8 protein-coding genes and 1 pseudogene are annotated in these 17,812 nt (G+C 65.8%); 5 read left to right on the top strand and 4 right to left on the bottom strand.

What is annotated here, in order from left to right; translation table 11 throughout:
* On the top strand, positions 1-228 hold a 228-nt coding region (locus ACIP98_RS40275; protein WP_401981513.1), incomplete at its 5' end, for a hypothetical protein.
* Positions 229-626: 398 nt separating this feature from the next.
* On the top strand, positions 627-791 hold the full coding sequence (locus ACIP98_RS40270) for a hydrophobic protein (RefSeq protein ID WP_401981511.1): 165 nt from the start codon (positions 627-629) through the stop codon (positions 789-791).
* A 329-nt stretch (positions 792-1,120) separates the two neighbouring features.
* On the opposite strand, the gene ACIP98_RS40265 is transcribed toward ACIP98_RS40270, so the two are convergent.
* The 3 genes from ACIP98_RS40265 to ACIP98_RS40255 form a co-directional block, all read right to left on the bottom strand.
* Positions 1,121-1,972: an RNA polymerase sigma factor SigF gene (locus ACIP98_RS40265; protein ID WP_401981509.1), complete on the bottom strand. Its 852-nt coding sequence runs from the start codon at positions 1,970-1,972 to the stop codon at positions 1,121-1,123.
* Positions 1,973-2,092: 120 nt separating this feature from the next.
* On the bottom strand, positions 2,093-2,524 hold the full coding sequence (locus ACIP98_RS40260; RefSeq protein WP_401981506.1) for a response regulator: 432 nt from the start codon (positions 2,522-2,524) through the stop codon (positions 2,093-2,095).
* A complete protein-coding gene (locus ACIP98_RS40255) occupies positions 2,521-2,877 on the bottom strand; it encodes a hypothetical protein (protein ID WP_401981504.1) in 357 nt (118 codons plus the stop codon). Before ACIP98_RS40255 ends, ACIP98_RS40260 begins: the two co-directional genes overlap by 4 nt.
* 185 nt (positions 2,878-3,062) lie before the next feature.
* On the opposite strand from ACIP98_RS40255, the gene ACIP98_RS40250 reads away from it, so the two are divergent.
* The 3 genes and pseudogenes from ACIP98_RS40250 to ACIP98_RS40240 form a co-directional block, all read left to right on the top strand.
* Complete coding sequence (locus ACIP98_RS40250; protein WP_401981502.1) at positions 3,063-4,187, top strand: CHASE3 domain-containing protein; 1,125 nt, start codon at positions 3,063-3,065, stop codon at positions 4,185-4,187.
* Entirely contained in the window at positions 4,133-4,555 is a 423-nt protein-coding gene (locus tag ACIP98_RS40245) for an ATP-binding protein (protein WP_401981499.1), read from the top strand. Before ACIP98_RS40250 ends, ACIP98_RS40245 begins: the two co-directional genes overlap by 55 nt.
* Before the next feature lie 191 nt (positions 4,556-4,746).
* Positions 4,747-5,837, top strand: a pseudogene (locus tag ACIP98_RS40240) (transposase); the annotation flags it as partial.
* Positions 5,838-5,923: 86 nt separating this feature from the next.
* Here the strand turns inward: ACIP98_RS40240 and ACIP98_RS40235 are convergent.
* Positions 5,924-17,782: a hypothetical protein gene (locus ACIP98_RS40235; RefSeq protein WP_401981497.1), complete on the bottom strand. Its 11,859-nt coding sequence runs from the start codon at positions 17,780-17,782 to the stop codon at positions 5,924-5,926.
* Positions 17,783-17,812 lie beyond the last annotated feature (30 nt).

Raw genomic sequence — 17,812 nt, 5'->3', positions numbered from 1 at the left:
ACATCTCACTCAACCGCCGAGGAGCCTCGTCCGTTCTGCACGAGTCGCCGACCGGCCGACCGTCACCCGATCGGTGGCCTCGCTGAAAAGGCTCATTGCCTCATGGCTGATGCGCATGCGCTCATCATCCGGGAATCAAGCTTGATCCGATTCGTGCTCTGGCTCGACACCACCACCACAGCCTTCGACCTCGTCACCCGGGCCCGCCCGGCGGGCCGTTGCCCGTGACCCTGTCCTGACCGGGCGGGCCCCGCGGGCCCGGGCCCCGCGAAGCTACCCGCCACGAGGACGACACGGCCAGCCACGCTGGACCCGGGCGGAGCTCGATCAGGGTCGTAACCGGACCGTCGTCCACGCACGCGATCACGTCGATGAGCACGAAGAGCGCATCACACCGGATGTAAAGGCGGTCGTAGAAGCCGACCCGAAAGCGGAGTGGCAGCGCGCCCGTTCGCTCGCCCGGCACACCCCCTCACTGTCCACGCACGTTCCCACCACCAACTGCACCTGGCGCACTGACCCCGCACCACGGCGGCACCCAGATCGGCCCTCTCGGGGCCGACTCCGCTCTGTTCACGCGTGGTAGCCGGTCTGCGGAGCAGACGCACGCTCAGGAGGTTGACGATATGGTTCCTTCGCTGCTTGTCCTGCTACTCGCCCTGGTCCTTTTCGGTGCGGGGTTCGCCCTCAAAGCGCTGTGGTGGATCGCCATCATCGTGCTGGTGTGGGCGTTCGGTTTCGTCTTCCGGGCCGCCGAAGGCGGCGGACGCCGCCGCTGGTACCGATGGTGAACTCACACAACCCACATCCAAGGGTGGGCCCGTGCCGCCGATCAGGCCGCGAACCCCACCCTTCGCACTTCCCCCACCCCGTTCCGGGGTAGACGCCACCACAGGCGGCTCGCCAGCAACGTGCCCCGGAACCAGCGCAAACATCCCCGGCGAGCCGCCCCACCTGTGTGCACCCGGTGGCGGGCCGCCGGGCAGGCGAGCCCGTGTTTATGGCCCTCCGGCCGGTATACACAGGCCGGGCCGTAAGGTGTGCGGTGTCCGCCCGGCCGGGATGCGGTGGCAACGGCCGCCGCTGGGCCCCCGGCCGGGCGGACGATCCGGCGTAAGGGCTACGGAAGGGCCAGAGCCTGCGTGCGCAGGCGGGTGAGGATCCTGGTCAGGAGACGGGAGACCTGCATCTGGGAGATGCCCAGCTCGGCGCCGATCTGCGCCTGGGTCATGTCGTGGCCGAAGCGGAGGGAAAGGATCAGTCGGTCTCGCTCCGGCAGCTGCCGGATCAGCGGCTTGACCGTCTCGATCTCCTCCACCTTGCCGAAAGCGTTGTCGTCGTAGCCCAGCCGTTCCTCCCACGCGCTCCCGTGGTCGCCCTCCTCGGTGGGCGGCGCGTCCAGGGAGGCGGCGGAGTAGGCGTTGGCGGCCGTCATCGCCTCCACGACCTCGTCCTCGCCGATCTCCAGACGGGCCGCGAGTTCGGCCACCGTGGGCGCCCGGTCCAGCTCGACCGCCAGGAGGTCGGTGGCCTTGGCCAGGTCGAGGCGCAGCTCCTGCAGCCGCCTCGGTACGTGGACCGACCAGCTGGTGTCGCGGAAGAACCGCTTCATCTCGCCCAAGATGGTCGGGAGGGCGAAGGTCACGAACTCCACCCCGTAGTCGGGGTCGAAGCGGTCGACCGCCTTGATCAGACCGATCGTGCCGACCTGCAGGATGTCCTCCATCTGGTCCGCGCGCCGGGAGAAGCGACAGGCCGCGAAGTGCACCAAAGCGGTGTTCATCTCGATCAGCGTGTTACGGACGTACTGGTAGTCCGCGGTGCCCTCTTCCAGCGTCTGCAGGCGGGCGAACATCACCTTGGAAACCTGCCGCGCTTCCGGCGCCGTCATCGTGCCGGACACCTCCGGAAGCCCCTCCGCCGTGCCGCAATCCTGTGCCTCCTGGACAACGCCATCGGCCACTATCTGCATGTCAGCGCCCCCCTCCTTACCTGTTCCATGTTCCTGTTCACGCCCCCAGGACGTTGCCCGCCCACCCCGATTAACGCCGCGCATTCGGCTCTCCGGTGGCAGGGCAGCACCATCGGGTTGCTACTGGCGGGGAAGTTTGGTGGCGGTATCGAGATAGAAGGCGTCGATGCTCTGCACGGCGCGTTCGAAGTCGTCGAGGTTGACGGGCTTGGTGACGTAGGCGTTCGCGTGCTGGCGGTAGGCGGCGGTGACGTCGTCGGGCGCCGAGGACGTGGTCAGGACCACCACCGGAATCGTCCGCAGGTCCTCATCGCTCTTGATGACGGCCAGCAGCTCGCGGCCGTTCATGCGGGGCATGTTGAGATCCAAAACGATCAGGTCGGGCCGGGCCTGCCCGGGGCGGCGCAGGTAGTCCAAGGCGGCAATGCCGTCCTGGACCTGGGTGAGGTTGCGGGTACCGCGCGCGGTGAGGGCGTCCTCGATGAGCATCGCGTCGGCGACGTCGTCCTCGACCAGCAGCACGTCGTAGGGGCGAGCGGGGGCGATCATCATCGAGAGCTCCGGGGATCGGCGTGGGGGGAGGGTTCGTGCGTGATCAGTCCCGGCCAGCGGCGGCGGGCGCCCTGCCGGGTCATATTCGACGCCCGGCCGATCTGCGGGTAGCCGGCACCGGCATCGGCCGCCTCGTGCGCGGCATTCTCCTCCAAGCGCTCGATCGCCTGCTTGAGGTGGACCAGCATGTGCAGATGCGCCAGGGTCTCGGCCTGGGCGGGCGGGTTCTCGCCCCCGGGCAGGCGCTGAAACGCGCGACCGACCAGTTCACCGACGAGGTCGTCGACCGCGCCGGCAGTGAGCGCGGCAATCTCGTCCTCGCTCATCCGCAATGAGAAGTGAATGCCAGGCATGCGCCCACTGTAGGCGCACACCCTTGAGGTGACAACAAGAGTTGTCGTAACCGGGTACAGTGTTTCCGCCGCACACATGCGCGAGGGCCGGCTGGAAACCCCAGGAGCATCGTGATGATGGCAGAGCAGGGCGCTACCCGGCGTGCAGACGCAGGCTGGACGACGCGGCGCTGGCTGCTGGTGGCGTGAGCGCGGCACTTGTCGTGCTCGTGCTGCTCGGCGGGGTGGGGCTGTGGGCGATGAACCGTGCCACGTCGATCACCCGGGATCTGGTCGACACCCGCTCTCCGTCCCTGACCAACTCCATACATCTGGAAGCCGCCCTGGTCAACCAGGAGACCGGCATCCGCGGCTACGGCCTGACCGGGCAGAAGGAGTTCCTCCAACCGTACCGGCAGGGCCTGGCGGATCAGAAGACGGCCGTCGACCGCCTGCGCGAGCTGCTGGTGCATAATCCGCAAGGCCGCTCGGACCTGCAAAAAGTTCTGGCCCGCTCGCAGGATTGGCAGCGGCGCTTCGCGGGCCCGAGCGCGGCTGCCCCGGCCGGCGCACCGGTGCCGGTGGCGAGCGAGCGCGCCACAGAGGGCAAAGCGGCATTCGACCAGCTGCGCGCAGCGATGATCACAGAGCAGGACCATCTGCGCGATGACCGCACCTCGGCAGTCCGCGACCTCACCGGTGCCCAGCACCTGCAGGACCAGGTACTCATCGCGATCGTGGTGGTGATCGTGCTCCTGGCCGTGCTGATTTTCGAAGGGCTGCGCCGCGGCATCACGGGCCCGCTCTCGCGGCTCGGCGCCGATGCCCACACCGTCACCCGCGGCGACTTCGCCCGCCCCATCACTACCACCGGCCCGGCCGACCTGCGCCACCTGGGTGCCGACCTGGAATCCATGCGCCGACGACTGGCCGACGAGATCGCGCTCAGCGAACAGGCCCGACAGCAACTGGACGCACAGGCCGCTGACCTCAAGCGCTCCAACACCGAACTGGAGCAATTCGCCTACGTGGCCTCCCACGACCTGCAAGAACCGCTGCGAAAGGTCGCCAGTTTCACCCAGCTCCTCCAGCGCCGCTACGCCGGCCAGATCGACGACCGCGCCGACCAGTACATCGCCTTCGCCGCCGACGGCGCCACCCGCATGCAGTTCCTCATCAACGACGTGCTGGCCTTCTCCCGCGTCGGCCGGCTACCCAGCGAACACCAGCCCACCGATCTCAACACGTCGTCGACCAGTCCCTGGATAACCTCAGCGTGGCCATCGATGAATCCGGCGCCACGATCACCCGCGATCATCTGCCCGAACTGACCGGAGACCTTACGCAGCTGGGCATGCTCTGGCAGAACCTGATCTCCAACGCCGTGAAATTCCGCCACCCCGACCGCACCCCCGCAATCCACCTCGGAGCCACACCCGAGGGCGACCAGTGGCGCTTCACCGTCACCGACAACGGCATCGGCATCGACTCGGAGTTCGCCGACCACATCTTCGTGATCTTCCACCGCCTCCACACCAAGGACAACTACCCCGGCAGCGGCAGCGGCCTCGCCTTGTGCAAGAAGATCGTCGAATTCCACGGCGGCACCATCACCCTCGACCCCGCCCACACCCCCGGCACCCGCATCACCTTCACCCTCCCCACCACTCCACCCAACGACAACCCCGACCACGCCTGAGCCCACCCACACACAGGGCCCCAGGCGCGCCCACAGCCCACTCCGGTTCGCCGCCCCGGCCCATCGGCACCGGCCGCGGGCCATGCCGAGCGGACGAGCCTCAGGCGTGCTGCACGAGCAAGACACCACCGGCGAAGCCAGAAGGGTGCCATCAGCCTCGACCCAGGCAACCAAGGGGACGCGAACCAGCGCTCGATGCGGACAGGGCGAAGGTTCTGTCGAGGCGACTGCCAAACGACGAGCCTGAGCTGCTGAGACTATTGAGCGACGTGCTGGTCCTGGGCGACGGCGATCCGGCGACCTGGGCGGTCGACCTGAACGCCGGCGGGGCCGCGCCATGGATCGTGCTGCTGACCGGACACTGGCAGCGACTCCTCTACATCCCGGGCAGGACGGTGCAGCACGCCTCCAGCTCCTACCCCGGTGACGGGAAGACCGACGCGAAGGAGGCCTACGTCGTCGCGGACCAGGCCCGTATGCGGCGTGACCTGCAGTCTTTGCAGGAATGGGACGAGATCGCGATAGACCTGCGGATCCTCACTGCCCAGCGTTATGACCTCACCGCCGACCGGACCCGCGCGCAGGTCCTGGAGTACTTCGCGGCCCTGGAGCGTGCCTTCGACTACAGCACATCCCCGGCCTCACTCGCCCTGCTGAGCTGTTACCCGACCCCGGCCGCCTGCACCGTATCGGGCAGGCCCGGTTTGGGAGTTGACTTTCGGACCGCAAGGTCAGAAGTGCTCGGGCAGTGGCGGCGGTCGCCGTCCAGGCGGCACAGGCTCAGCAAACCACGGTTCCTGACAAAGAGGACTGCCGCCACCATGCGCACACCCTCGCACGGGCGGTGATGACCTTGGACGAGGAAATCGCCCGCACCGACGCGACGATCGAGGCCCGGTTCCGTCAGCACGAGCACGCCGAGGTCATTACCAGCATGCCCGACATCGGCATATGCACGACGCCGAGTTCACGCTTGCACCGGCGGCGGTATGGACGCCTTCGGCAGCCCCAGTCGGCTCGCCGGCGTCGCCGGACTGGCAACTGCGCCCAAGGATTCGGGCCGGATCAGCGGCAACATGCGCAGGCCTCACCGCTACCACCGCCGCTGTTGCATGTGTTCTACCTCTCCGCCCAAGTCGCCGCCCGCTGCTGCCCTACATCACAGGCCTTCTATCAGCGCAAACAAAGCGAGGGGAAAACCCACAAACAGGCGAGTCTCGCCCTCGCTCGACGCCGCCTTGATGTGCTCTGGGCGGCCCTCATCCGAGACCAGCGCACCTTCACCACCGAGCCGCCCCAACGCGGGCTCACACCGGCGGGACCTGATCGCCAAGCGCCACCGAAGCCCCTGACAAACACCATTAGAAATCAGTAATCCGGGTCCTGTTCAAACCCGCCAGCGTGCTGTGGCCCAGCGCCCTCCGCGACCGGCGGCACGGTGGCGGATATGCGCACGGCGTCATAGTGGTCGAAGCCGTTGTAGTACACGCTGACTGAACCACTGGATGCCTGCGGTCCAAGCGTGGACCATAGTTCTGTGCGCCCACCGGCTTCGTAGAACGCGTGCAGCCGCACACCGAGGGTGTGGGCCACCAGTGCCGGGAACATCTCGCCCTCATCGGTGGCCCAGGCCCATGCGCGCACAGCCGCATTCAGCGCCCGGTATTCCTGATCAGACAGCGGCTCGCGTGCTGTGGCGTCCACGGCAGCGCCGATCAGAAGGTCACGACTGTCGATGAGCTCCAGCGGAAGACCGCCCACGGCGTGCTCGGTCACGTACGCAAACTGGGCCTCAACTCCCAGTGCGGTATCGTCCAGCTTCCAGCTACCCGGCGTGACCGTGGTCACCGGGACCTCGCTCGCTGCCAGCATCGCCGCCGCCTGCGGTGAAGAAGGAAACGGGCCCGACGCCTCCACGAGCTTGCGGGCCCGCGTCCTCACGTAGAGGTCACGCAGGGCCTGCGGGCTCAACCATCCCGACGACGTGATGCTCTGCACGCCCGTGCTGCGCATCCGCTGACGCAACTCGTCGTCGGAGAGGCTGGTGAGCAACTCCCACCGCCTACGGGTCTCAGTCTCAGTCCTGCGGAACGGCACGATCGCCTCCAACGGAATGCCCGACCGCCCCCTATTCTGCACGTACTGCTGGACCATCTGACGCAAGGCGTCCGTGGCAGCGCTCAGAGCAACGTCGTCGAGGCCGCCCCCTTCGACGCCACGCACAACCGCTTGATGCCGAGCATGCGCGCCTCCGGGATAGCCGTCGTGCAATCCCAGGGGCCAGAGTTGGGGTGGCATGCCCGCCAGCACGGAGTGCAGCAGGCACAACCCTCTCGACAACACTCTCAAACGTTCCCCTGGCGGCAAGGCGACGTCCTCAGCCCTCGCCGAACCGGCGCCGCGCCTATCCTCCGCCCCAGGAACCAAGTCACCGGACGGCAGGTGGCCGCCGCCCGATGCGGCATCCTGCGAGGGCGACCGGTCAGTGGGACCGGCCGAATACGCCGACACTTGCGCACGCTGCTCCGAACTCAGCTCCACCTCGGGCGCTGGCCCTCCCAAAAGCAATGCTTCGGCCTTCTGGCCAAGCGTCGGAGTGACGTTGAACTTCGCGAGCGTGTCGAGGTCCATCCGGGCCGGTGTGGTCCTCGCCATGGCTCCCGGCACTTCACTAGAGCCCATCGTCGCGTCGAGTCCTGCTGGCTGCGGCTCATCGGGGTACTTCACGGGGCCAGCGATCCCCGAACGGGGGATCGTACTTCCGGGGGGAGCCGGTGAGGTGATTTCACCCCCGGATCCCCTCAGTTCGGGCTCGCTTGGCAACGGTCCAGCCGACACATCAGGACCCAATTCGGCTCTGGATTCGGTAAGGGGACGGGGCCCGCTCTCTTCCTCCTCGGATATCGAGGGCAGTGAGCCCTTCACGTCCAGATGCGTCTCCTTCGGCGTCGCTGGGCCGTCATCGAACCGGACTTCGACAACGGTGCGGCGTCGTCTTTTGCCTTTAGCCAACTGCTGCTGCTCCGCTGTCGTCGCGTCGCTCAGGTTCCGGCCGCGGTTGACCAGGCTGTCGAATCTGACGTTCGCAGCATCTGTGCCTAGTGCACGGCGGAGGTACTCCAGGACGGCCTCTCCTCGCGCCCTGCCCGTTTCCTCGGCCCGGCGGCTCCGACTGCCGCCGCCGAGTAGCCAGGATCCGTTGCCGCCGGCCGAAATAGTGATAGCGGGCTTGGAAAGGCCTCGTTGGCTCCGGTGCCGGATCGCCTCCCTGATCCGGGTAGCCAGCTCATCAATCTGGTTGAACCCAGGGTTGCGGAGCCTCAGGGAATGTCGGGCGAAATCGAAGGTGAGCAACTGCAACGGGATGTCCGGTGCCGCGGGATCCCCTGGAAGCGGGAGCAGGTTGCCGTAGCGGTCTTTGTCAGCGCGTGCGTGGGACACGCCGGCCTTCCCCTCGGGTGGGAGATACCGCCCGTCCGCCGACGGCAACGGGGATGGAAGGGCTTCGTCATGTGCCGTGCCGTCGGATGCGACGACGAACTGCTCGCCCGCGCGGGATCTGGTTTGGCGAAACCGCTCCACGTCGTCGCCGCTCAGCTCGCGGTTTCCTCGCGCGGCGTCCCGCAGGGCTTGGACGGCCTCAGCGGTGGACCGTTGAAGTTGCTGATCGCCGTCTGTCAGGATCTGGCTGGTACTCAGTGCCTGGTGGATGAGGTGGGTTGTCTCCAGGATCTCGCAGAGATCCTGGTCGATAGTATCGAGCCGTTCGTGCCACTCGTCGACCTTCTCTTGTACCGCCTGTCCTAGGGTCAGGTCACGGCTGTACGAGGTCCTCTCCAACTGTCCAATGTCCTTGGGCTCCAAGCCCCAGATCTGGGCCTCCCTGGCAAGCTCGCGTGTCAGGATCCGCCTGTTGACCGCATCGTCGAGGAACAGCGGCGCGTCGTCGGTCCTGCCCTCTGGGTCAAAGGCAAAGATCCGGCCCTTTGGGTGGAACCACCATCGATCAAGCTTACCGTTCCGCACAATCTTCAGTTCCACGTAGGCGTTGAGGGTCATCGCCACCCGGCTGGTGAGGTGGATGACGTTCGAGCTCAGGACCGGTTGATCGGGCCCGAGAACACCCGGGCCGGGCTCCTCGAACACAAGGACCGGGGCCGCACCCGGCATTTGTGCAACGCGGTCGGCGTCGAATTCCAGGACTAGTCTGCGGCTGTCGGTGATCCTGGGACGGTTCCGGTTCGCGCGCTTTTGCAACTTCCTCGGCCCGGTGAGCCGCTGGTTCCCGTGGAACATGCGGTCGTCGATGGCGCGTGCCACGAGTGCCGGCGCCACACCGGCATGGGCCCTGCTGTCTCGCGCGATCTCAACGAGGATGCCTGCGAGGTCGAAATGCTGGACGGACTTCGGATCGCGGTCCCAGCTCTGGACGGTGTCCGCGTTCAATTTGCGGTGCTCGCGGAGGCTTTCGGCCATCCCACGGTAGTCGTCCTCGTTGACGAGGAGGTGCATTTCGCCCGTGAACCTCTGGCTGCTGAAGGTGCCGCGCGGGGTAGGTCTACGGCCGAACATGAGATGGCCCTGCGTCAACTTGGCGTGGAGACGGAAGCTGCCAGTCACCGCGATGTAGAAGATACGTTTCGACTCTTTCGCGAAGGCTTCCGTACGGGGCTGATCCTGATGCGCTGCTTTTACGTCGCCTGCAGCGGAGTACTGGAGGGACGTGCCCTCACCGTGGGAATCGTGTGTCTTGGGAAAGTCGCCCTGGTTGGACAAGTCAGCTTTGAACGCCGCGCCATGGCTGGTCTGCCGGGCGGTCGTGACCGCGGTGATGTACTTGAAGTAGGTGCCGAATCCGGCCCCATCGAACTCGTCGAGCACCCTCAAGTCGGTGAACTGGGTGTCCATAGTGATCCGAGCACGCTTGAGGGGAGAGGCGGGCGGGGCGTAGCCTGCCGAGAGCTGGTAGTCCCTCGTCTGCCTGCGCACCGCCTGCGCGGTCAGCATCGACTGCGAAGTCATCGCGGGCAGAAACGTGTCGCCATGGCCCCCCTTCACCATGACGCGATCCCCATACATGGCCTTGAGGAAACTTCCTATCTGCCGGTGCCGGCCGCCGGTGAGCAGGAATCCCACCGGGTGCTTGTTCACCGGCAGATCGACCGGAATCGAGGACGGCAGCTTGTACATATACTCCTTCTTCGGGCCCATCGTGGTCATGGAACCCGGAACAGAGATCTTCATGGTGCCGCTCAGGAAGCGGACGACCGGTGAGCGATCGGCCAGCAACCTGTCAGCTCTCATGAGGGCGTTATTGAAATCGCTGCGCGGAACGTCGCGTAGCCCGACCTCGACACGTGTGCGCATTCGCGCCTCAAATTCCACCTGCCAGCCGTCGTCGCCGAAGATGCTCTCCCAGTACTGCGTCTCGTTGAGGGCCACCTCCGAACTCCCGCCGAGGAAGCTCTCCACGGCCGTCGCCCCACTGAAGGCGGGGCCTCCGGGGGCGAAGTTGGCCGATGTCTTCACAGTACGGGAGCCGTTCTGCGAGACCGTCTTGGCATTCTGCCCGTGAAGAAAGAACTCCAGACTGGCGTCGTTGCGCTCCTGGTGAGCTTCGGCAGCCCCGGTGAGCAACGTCGACACCCTGATCACAACGTCCTCGTAAAGGGGCCCCTTGGGGTGAGGCAGGGAGATCTCCACTCCGTTCTCGTCAAGGAGGTCCAGGTACAAGATCGCCGACCGCGTGGAGAAGATGGTCTGCAGAGTCATCAGGCCACCGTGCACCTTCCCCTGCCGCCTGCCGTGCACACTCTTGACCAGGGGTGAGGTGCTGAGCAGGCCGGGGGCTACCTGCTCCACCAGCTCACGGACGGTGTCCCACAGCGTGCGGCCGTCCTCGTAGCGGATCCCCGATATAGCCGCGGGACCGATGAGCCGATGGGGCTCGTACGAGGCCGCAAGATAGGATGGCGGGCGCAGCTCGACGGGCTCGACGCTCTGGTCAGGGAACGCCTCGTTGAACCGCTGCAGCACTTTGCGGTCCAGTATCCGGTTGCGGACCTGCGGCCGTGTTGCATTATGGCGTCCCCGTACCACCTCGGCAAGCCTTTCCAAGTCGGTTCCCTCGGGCAGCCCAGTACGGTCGTCGAGCCAGCGCAGCAGCAGTCGCGCCATAAGCGTGCTGCTGCTCGGTGGCTTGGGGCTGTGCCATTGCGTCACGACCTCGGCGAGGCGTTCGTCAGAGACCGGAAGCTCGTTGTCAGCATAGAAGGACAATGCGTCATGTTCCGAGACGATGAAGATCGTCTGTCGGAGCCGGGGAGCTGTGGTGCCATTACCCTTGTCGGTTCGGACGAAGGTGCCGTTTTTGAACCAGCCGACGCTGAAAGTCATCTCAGAGTTGGCGGCGTACAGATACCCGGTGCCGATGGCTAGCGCGATCTGCTCGAACCCGCCGGTCAGCGTCTGCGACCAGGACATGCCACGCGCGATGGACAACCCGGCGCCGAAGGAGCCGCTGGCTGTCGCATCGCCAGCCGGTCCGCCAACCGAGACGCCTGCCGGACCCACGCCGATCTGCAGGCTCTGTGATTGACCGCTGTTGGCCTGAGCTTGCAGCAGGGCTATCTGGGCGAGAACGACAGGCTCGGCGGTGGCACCGAGGAATGTCGCTTCCATCACCTTGGCCTTCCCGGAGAGAACAGAGTAGGCGTTCTTCAGGAGCCCGTATTCGGAACCACTGTCGAGGTCGAAGTGGCCTGCACCCTGCAACATGTGCGGGAACTGCGCGACAAGGGTCTCGTGCAGCGTCAGCTGCCGGAACGCGTCCGCCGTGGCGGACCCGGGCCCTTGAAGGTCCGCCGGCAGCAGGGACTGCACGCTTCCGGTCACGCCGTTGGTGTCCAGGTGGACGATCACGGCCTGCTCAAAGACTTCAGGCAGCGTTTCCCCTGTGCTCGGGAGCCGCTCCGGGACATCTACCGGCAGGTCGGAAACGAGCAGATCGGCACTTTGATCGGGCCAACTGTGCGTGTGAATACCGTCTGTTACGCCGCCGATCCTGTGGCCGAGAACCCCATTGACACCTTCGGCGATCTCCAACGTAAAGATTAGCTTATTGATCCGGAATTTGAGGAGATCTCCCGTAGCCTCAAAAAGCACAGGGTGGTTGAAGACTTGGACCTCACCGAGGCTGGACGTCTTCGACCACGACGCTCCGAAATCGACCCCGAAGTTCTTCAGCGCCTTGTAGATGATGCCAGCAGTGATGCCTCCTGATATCCGCTCAGCCCCTGCGCTCGACTGGGACGCGATGCGCAATGCCATGAGAAGAAGCGCGAGACGCTCCTCTGCGGTGGCGCCCTGGTAACGGACGTCCTTGACGTCGAACCTGGCCTTCAGGGTGACGTTGACGTACTCCTCTGTCCCGACACCTATCCGCTTCAGCCGGATAGTATTCCCGTCATCGGTCATCATGGCATTCATGTAGTCGCCCATGCCGAGCAGCCAATTGTCGAGTGTCTTTTCTGCCTGGATCTTGGCATCCGTCTGTTTCGGGAACCAGGAAACACCCGCAAATACGTTTTCCGGGTCGGGCAGGTAGCCCTTCTCCCGCAATACCGTGCGGATGTGATCGCCGATCTCTGTGACGGTCTCGGGGGCTACGTGGACGCGGCTCAACCCGACCCCTGTACGCAGATAGGCGGGAGCCTGACGGGGCGGGACCGCGTCAGACACCGGGGCGGACCCACGCAGTGCGCCCCCTTCGATCATCTCGCTGTCCACCGGGAATCCGTGAGTGAAGGCGTCGGACTGCGGCATTGTCAGCGACACTTCCGCCGATACGTCGGGAATCGGCTGCACATCTCGCAGTGTGCTGTCCGGTTCGCGGACCTGCACGTGGATGGTGTGCTCCACAGGCACCGCGTAGAACGGGTTCGGCCCGATGTTGCGGTACACAGTGACCTTCAACCCGTCATAGCTGCCGGAAGTCCCCCGTGATCTCTCCTTACTGACGCCCGCCGAAGCTTTGATACCAACACCGAGTTTCCCTCCCTTGCCGAGCGAAGGTGCCAGGTCCGCTTTCGCCCAGACGCTGGCGGACTGTTCCTGGCTCACCTTGTGAGAGGCGCCCGTGGCATGCAGAATGGTGTGAACTGTCTCGATGTTGGCGTTGTTCTTGGGAGTGGCACCGAACATATTCACCGGCGCGAGACCGCGGGCCCTCGCCTTCTCAGGCGTCAGTATCTCGCTCGTGAGTCGGATCGCGGCAATGGTACGGCCACCACGCGAGGCATGAAGGTAAAATTTGAACCCGCCGCCCGTCGCGTGCTCGAAATTGGTGTGATAGTTGTAGAGTCCCTGCAGCAGTTCGTCCGATACCCAGCTGCCCACCCGAAGATATCGGCTACCTAGCTTCGCCGACCACTTCTGCCGCAGTCCCAAGAGGACCGCGTCGTACAACTCGGGCATGCGCGTCAAGGCGAGTGCCATGTGCATATCGGGAATCTGGATGTTGTCGACTCCAGAATTGACCGTGGTACTCCTCGGAGGTGAGCCGAGGAATCTATCGGCCAGCCAGAGGAAAACCTTCTCGTCCCCGTTCGACAGTTTATTAGCGACGATCTTTTTCCAAGGGATGCCAGTGTCTACCCGTATGCGGTACGAGAGGTTGAGGTCATAGGCCACCAGCGAGTTGCCGGTCCGATGGTTGGAGACATGACCGCTCTCGACAAAATGCGCCGTATTCGTCCCATCGTGTTTCGCGTTCCTCGTCAACCCGACGGAGGCGCCCAAGCTGAGCGCATCTGCCACCCCCGTACCGAGGTCGATTCCCCCAGAGAGCGACAGGGCCCCCGAATAGGCTGTACGGTTCACGGTCGCATTGTGCGAGAACGAGCCCGTGTTGAAGGTGGAAGTGCTCGTCGCGGTCCCTTTGGGTGCCTTCGGATCATCCTTCGCGGCCAGCTCACTATGGACGAGGACCGGGTTTTGCGGATCGATGGTAAAGAGGACCTCGGCGCCGCCGATCCTCGTGACGAAGCCGCTGATCTCTTCTGGCCGGGCCGTTATCAGGTAGCGGAAATTTTGCTCCAGTTTCACATGCAGCATCGCGAGGGTGTGCTCGTCCTCCGCAGAGAGGGGTGCCAAGCCAGCTGCCGAAAATTGGGCTTTCAGATCCGCTCTCAGCTTCTCGACCAGATCAGCCATACCAGGCAGTGGCAGTCCTTTTCGCGGGACAGCCGAGAATCGCGCCATCGGATGGACACTGACCGCTGCACCGATGCGCAGCTCAGTTTCCGGTGCCGGTGGTGACTTAGCCAGCTCCCTTTCGGGACTTTCGGGTCCGACGGCGCCCGCAGAGGTGACCACAGGCCTAACGACGGGGGCCGTCTCGGCTTCTGCGACGGTGGTCGCCAACACCGGGATATCAGTTTCAGGAACAGCCGGGGGCGGAGCAGGAGTGGGCTGCAGATGCTGCCCGGTAAGCGTGGCGTCACCTCCACCCCGGGTCGCAGAACCTTCCGGTGCCCCTTCGGCAGTAGCGACCATCGGGGCCGGGTTCGGCTCGAGCCGCAGAGGGCGATCGGCGACCGATGAACTGTCGTGCGAGGTAGACGAGGTACCTGAAGCCAAAGCAGGCCTGGGCGGTTGAGTACGCGGCCCCTGGCGCCACCCGGGTTGCACAGGAATATCGGAAAGAGAATCGATGTCATCCTCATAAGGGGCGCCAAAGTACTCGCCAGTTTTGATTTGCCCTGTCCAGGAAGAGGTTCCTGAATAACCTTCGACGAGCGGCGATATCGTGAGGAATTCGGCGGTCGGAACTCCTCCAGTCATGGTTGCCTCGGAGGGACTTCTCGTGTACGGAGTTGCTTTGCTTTCCGTGTCTGTGTTGTGTCTGGCGTTCGTTGTGGTGGGAGTGTTGTTCGCTATGGGCCGGTGTGCGAGGTGGACGAGCAGCGCATCCGTGGCTGTCTGATCCAGGCGTAGTTCTCCCACGGTGAAGGCAACATCGGGGTTAAGGGCCCAGGCACTGGCGGCGGGGCTGTTGGGTGGCAGCGCAATGCCGGTCAGGTCCTTGGCGGTCACGGTCAAGGACGTGGCTGGATCGTCTGTCACCGCGGCGGTTGTGTCATCACCGCGGTCGGCAATCGGTGTGGCGTCGTCGGCAGTGGGGGTACTTGGCCTGGGGGTGTTTTTCTTGGTTGTGTGAGGGGCGTTTCCGGTCGGATCGTTGGGGGCTGGTTTGGTTGTGGGGCCTGCAGTGTCGTGGTGGGTGTCACCTGGCGGGACCTCGGTGTGGTCTTCCTCTCTCGTTGCGGGCAATGTCGTTGCCTGCTGGGCCAGGTTGCCGGGGTCGCCAGCGTTATGGGTCCTCAGAGCCCTGTCCACACGGTCGTACTCCGCAGAGCCCGGAACCAGTTGACTCAGCCGGTCACGAAGGATGCCCTGGTCCAGTGCATCGGCGCTTTCGTTGCGCGTAGCGGCCATCCAGACATACGGGCGGTGGTTCCAGCCGGTTGTGGTGGGCAGGCCGGTGTCCAGCAGGCCCCGCCAGTCATGTGGTGGCCGGCCCGAGGGCACGAAGGATTGCTGCCCCCAGGCGGGGTGACGCGAGGGCAGGTCTTCCGGCGTGTGTTTCCCGCGCGCGCGGTCCTCGTCGGCGATGTACTGCCCAACGGCCCGCACCACGCCCGGGCCTTCCGCAGTGAGCTCGTGACCCCGCTCGCCGGCGAACGGGACCGGCGTCACACTGCCTGTCGTGTTGGTGGGGGTGGGTGGTGTGACGGCGTCGTAGTGGGTGCGGCCGTTGTAGTGGACGTCGACGCTGCGGGTGGCATGCTGAGGGCCGGCCTGAGCGATGAGGGTGGTCCCGGTGAAGGTACGCAGTCGGATACCCAGAGCATGAGCCACCAGACCCGGGAACATCTCGCCTTCGTCACTGCTCCAGGTGCTCGTGTTGGGCTGCCACCGCCGCAACGACGCCTCCAGACCGGCGAACTCATGCCGGTCCAGCGGCAGGTCCAACGCCCCATCAACCGCGGCATCGACCATACGGGGCACAATGTCGGACCCGCCATCGCCCGAGAAATACTCGACCAGGTCACCGAACTGATCAAGCGACCCCACAGCCGGCTGCCCGGAACCTGCCACACCCCGCTCACGCATCGTCTTGTCGTGCAGAGCGCGCAGAGCACGCAGCGCAAGCCGGTCCCCCGGCGTCGCAGCCCGGGGAACCCCACCCTGGGCGATCCGCGTGAACAGCCTCTCGGTCGACTCCCTCAGCCGACCGAGTTGCTCCTCACCCGTGCGGTACTGCCGCACCACCTCCGCCGGAACACCACCCGGCCCCGCGTCCCGGACATACCCCACCACCAGGCCGTGCAGGTCCTGCGCGGCACGCCCCAACGGCGTGGCCTCCCCGACCCTCCCGACCAGACGATCACCCTCACGCTCGAACGTTTCGAGCTGACGCACCACAGCCGCATGCCGACCCCCCGGATCCCCCCCCAGACCCACAGGCCAGACATCAGGCTCCATACCCACCAGCACCGAGTACAGCAGACACCTGCCATCCCCCGGCACCAGCTCACGCCGCCCCGCCATCCGGACAGGACCATCCCCACCCCCCGCCCCCACAACAAGCACATCAGCAGGCGCGTCAGCAGGCGCGTGAGGTGCCGGCCCTGAGGACAACCCTGCCGGAACCTGTGACGCGCGATCCGCGCGCACGCCCCCGACACCCCCAGCCCGAGTCCCCGTCGAGACCTCCCCATCCCGGTCCCCATGGCTGACCGTGGCCGTTGCCGGCCCCGCGCCAGGGACTTCGTCGCCCGCGGGCACGAACGCGGGCGAGACCGCGTCGGCGCTGCCCTCGGTACGAACCCGAGCCGGGCCGGCGCCGGATTCCCCGACCCCGCCCGGCCGGGTGGCGTCCGATTCGCTCGAGGACAGGGTTCGGACCGCCTGCGGAGCCCGCTCCGGAGCGGGAGTGCCGTGATCGGCCGGCCGAAGCCCGAGGTGACGGCCGATCTGCTCGGCATACTCGCCAGGAGTACGGCGTTCGGAACGTGCAGAACCCACTTCGATGATCAAGTCCGGCCGGACACCCGGCTGGGCGGGCGCCACCGTGACATGCAGACGCTCACCACTGGGCAGCGGATACCGGGACGTGTTGAAGGCCTGCTCGACACCGGCCGCCAAACGCTCCCACTCCGCCTGGACCTCGGTGTCCGTGACAGCACCAATGTGGGAGAAGCCGACCTCCACCGTCACATCGACCACCGGCTCACCAGCATGGACGAAACGACGCACATCGAAACCAGAACCCACCGCCCCCAAAGCGGGACCGGCCTGGACGGGTGCGCCCGGAACCGGTGCCGCCTGACCGGTGTCCTGCGCCGGGACCACACCGGTCCACGCATCCGACCGCGACACCACCGCACCCGCCCGCGCCGCCTGCCAACCCGGCGACACCGACAACGACCCCGGCACCCCCGAGCCAGAAACACCGGCCATCGGCCCCGACGACCCGACGCCATGAGCACCACCCCCATCCACCGCACCCACCGTCTCCGGGGAATGCGTGGTGGGCGGTGCACCGTCGGGTTCGACGGTATGCGTCGCGTCCGTGCTGCCCACCACACCTGCCGCATCCGACATGCCGGCCGTGCCAGCACTGCCAGCACTGTCGCCCGAGTCGGCCGTGTCGGTGGTGTCGTCCGTGGCCGGACGGGTGTGCGTGTGCTGTTCCGCGGCCGGGTGCTGTGTGCCGCCCGCGCTGCCGGCCGACTGACCACCACGCGAACCACCCTCGACCCCCGCCCCCGTGCCGGTGCCGGTGTGGGACGCCAAACCGGGCGACGACGACGTCGACACCGATGGCCTGACCGAACCCGAACCCGTACCCGCCGTGCCATGTGGCACGGCCCCGGACTCGGTAGGAACCTCCGCCCCCGGGAAGTCCGCCCCGGCCGGAATGTCACCCGTCCCCGTCGTCCCCGAAAACACCCCGCTACCGCCGACCGTAGCCGGCAACGGCTCAACGCCCGTACCAGTGCCGCCGCGGATTGCCCGGCCCTGTCCCCCACCAACAGCCCCGGCCTTACTACCCCCCGGGACAACATTAATAAAATTACCGAAATTGAACTGCGAACCGAACTTGTGGCCCAGATCGCCCGCCGCAATGAACAACCCGCCCATGGCTATGGAACTGACCACAGCACCATGAAACGTGCTAAAGCTGAAAGC

This window comes from Streptomyces sp. NPDC088354 (genome assembly GCF_044753585.1).
Taxonomy (GTDB): Bacteria; Actinomycetota; Actinomycetes; order Streptomycetales; family Streptomycetaceae; genus Actinacidiphila.
The sequence above is the reverse complement of the archived record's forward strand: the minus strand, read 5'-3'. Positions and strand labels throughout refer to the sequence as shown.

What these genes read in the sequence shown, in the direction of transcription:
- ACIP98_RS40255 (WP_401981504.1), bottom strand. Translation starts at nt 2,877, where the DNA reads ATGCCTGGCATTCACTTCTCATTGCGGATGAGCGAGGACGAGATTGCC.
- ACIP98_RS40265 (WP_401981509.1), bottom strand. Translation starts at nt 1,972, where the DNA reads ATGCAGATAGTGGCCGATGGCGTTGTCCAGGAGGCACAGGATTGCGGC.
- ACIP98_RS40260 (WP_401981506.1), bottom strand. Translation starts at nt 2,524, where the DNA reads ATGATGATCGCCCCCGCTCGCCCCTACGACGTGCTGCTGGTCGAGGAC.
- ACIP98_RS40270 (WP_401981511.1), top strand. Translation starts at nt 627, where the DNA reads ATGGTTCCTTCGCTGCTTGTCCTGCTACTCGCCCTGGTCCTTTTCGGT.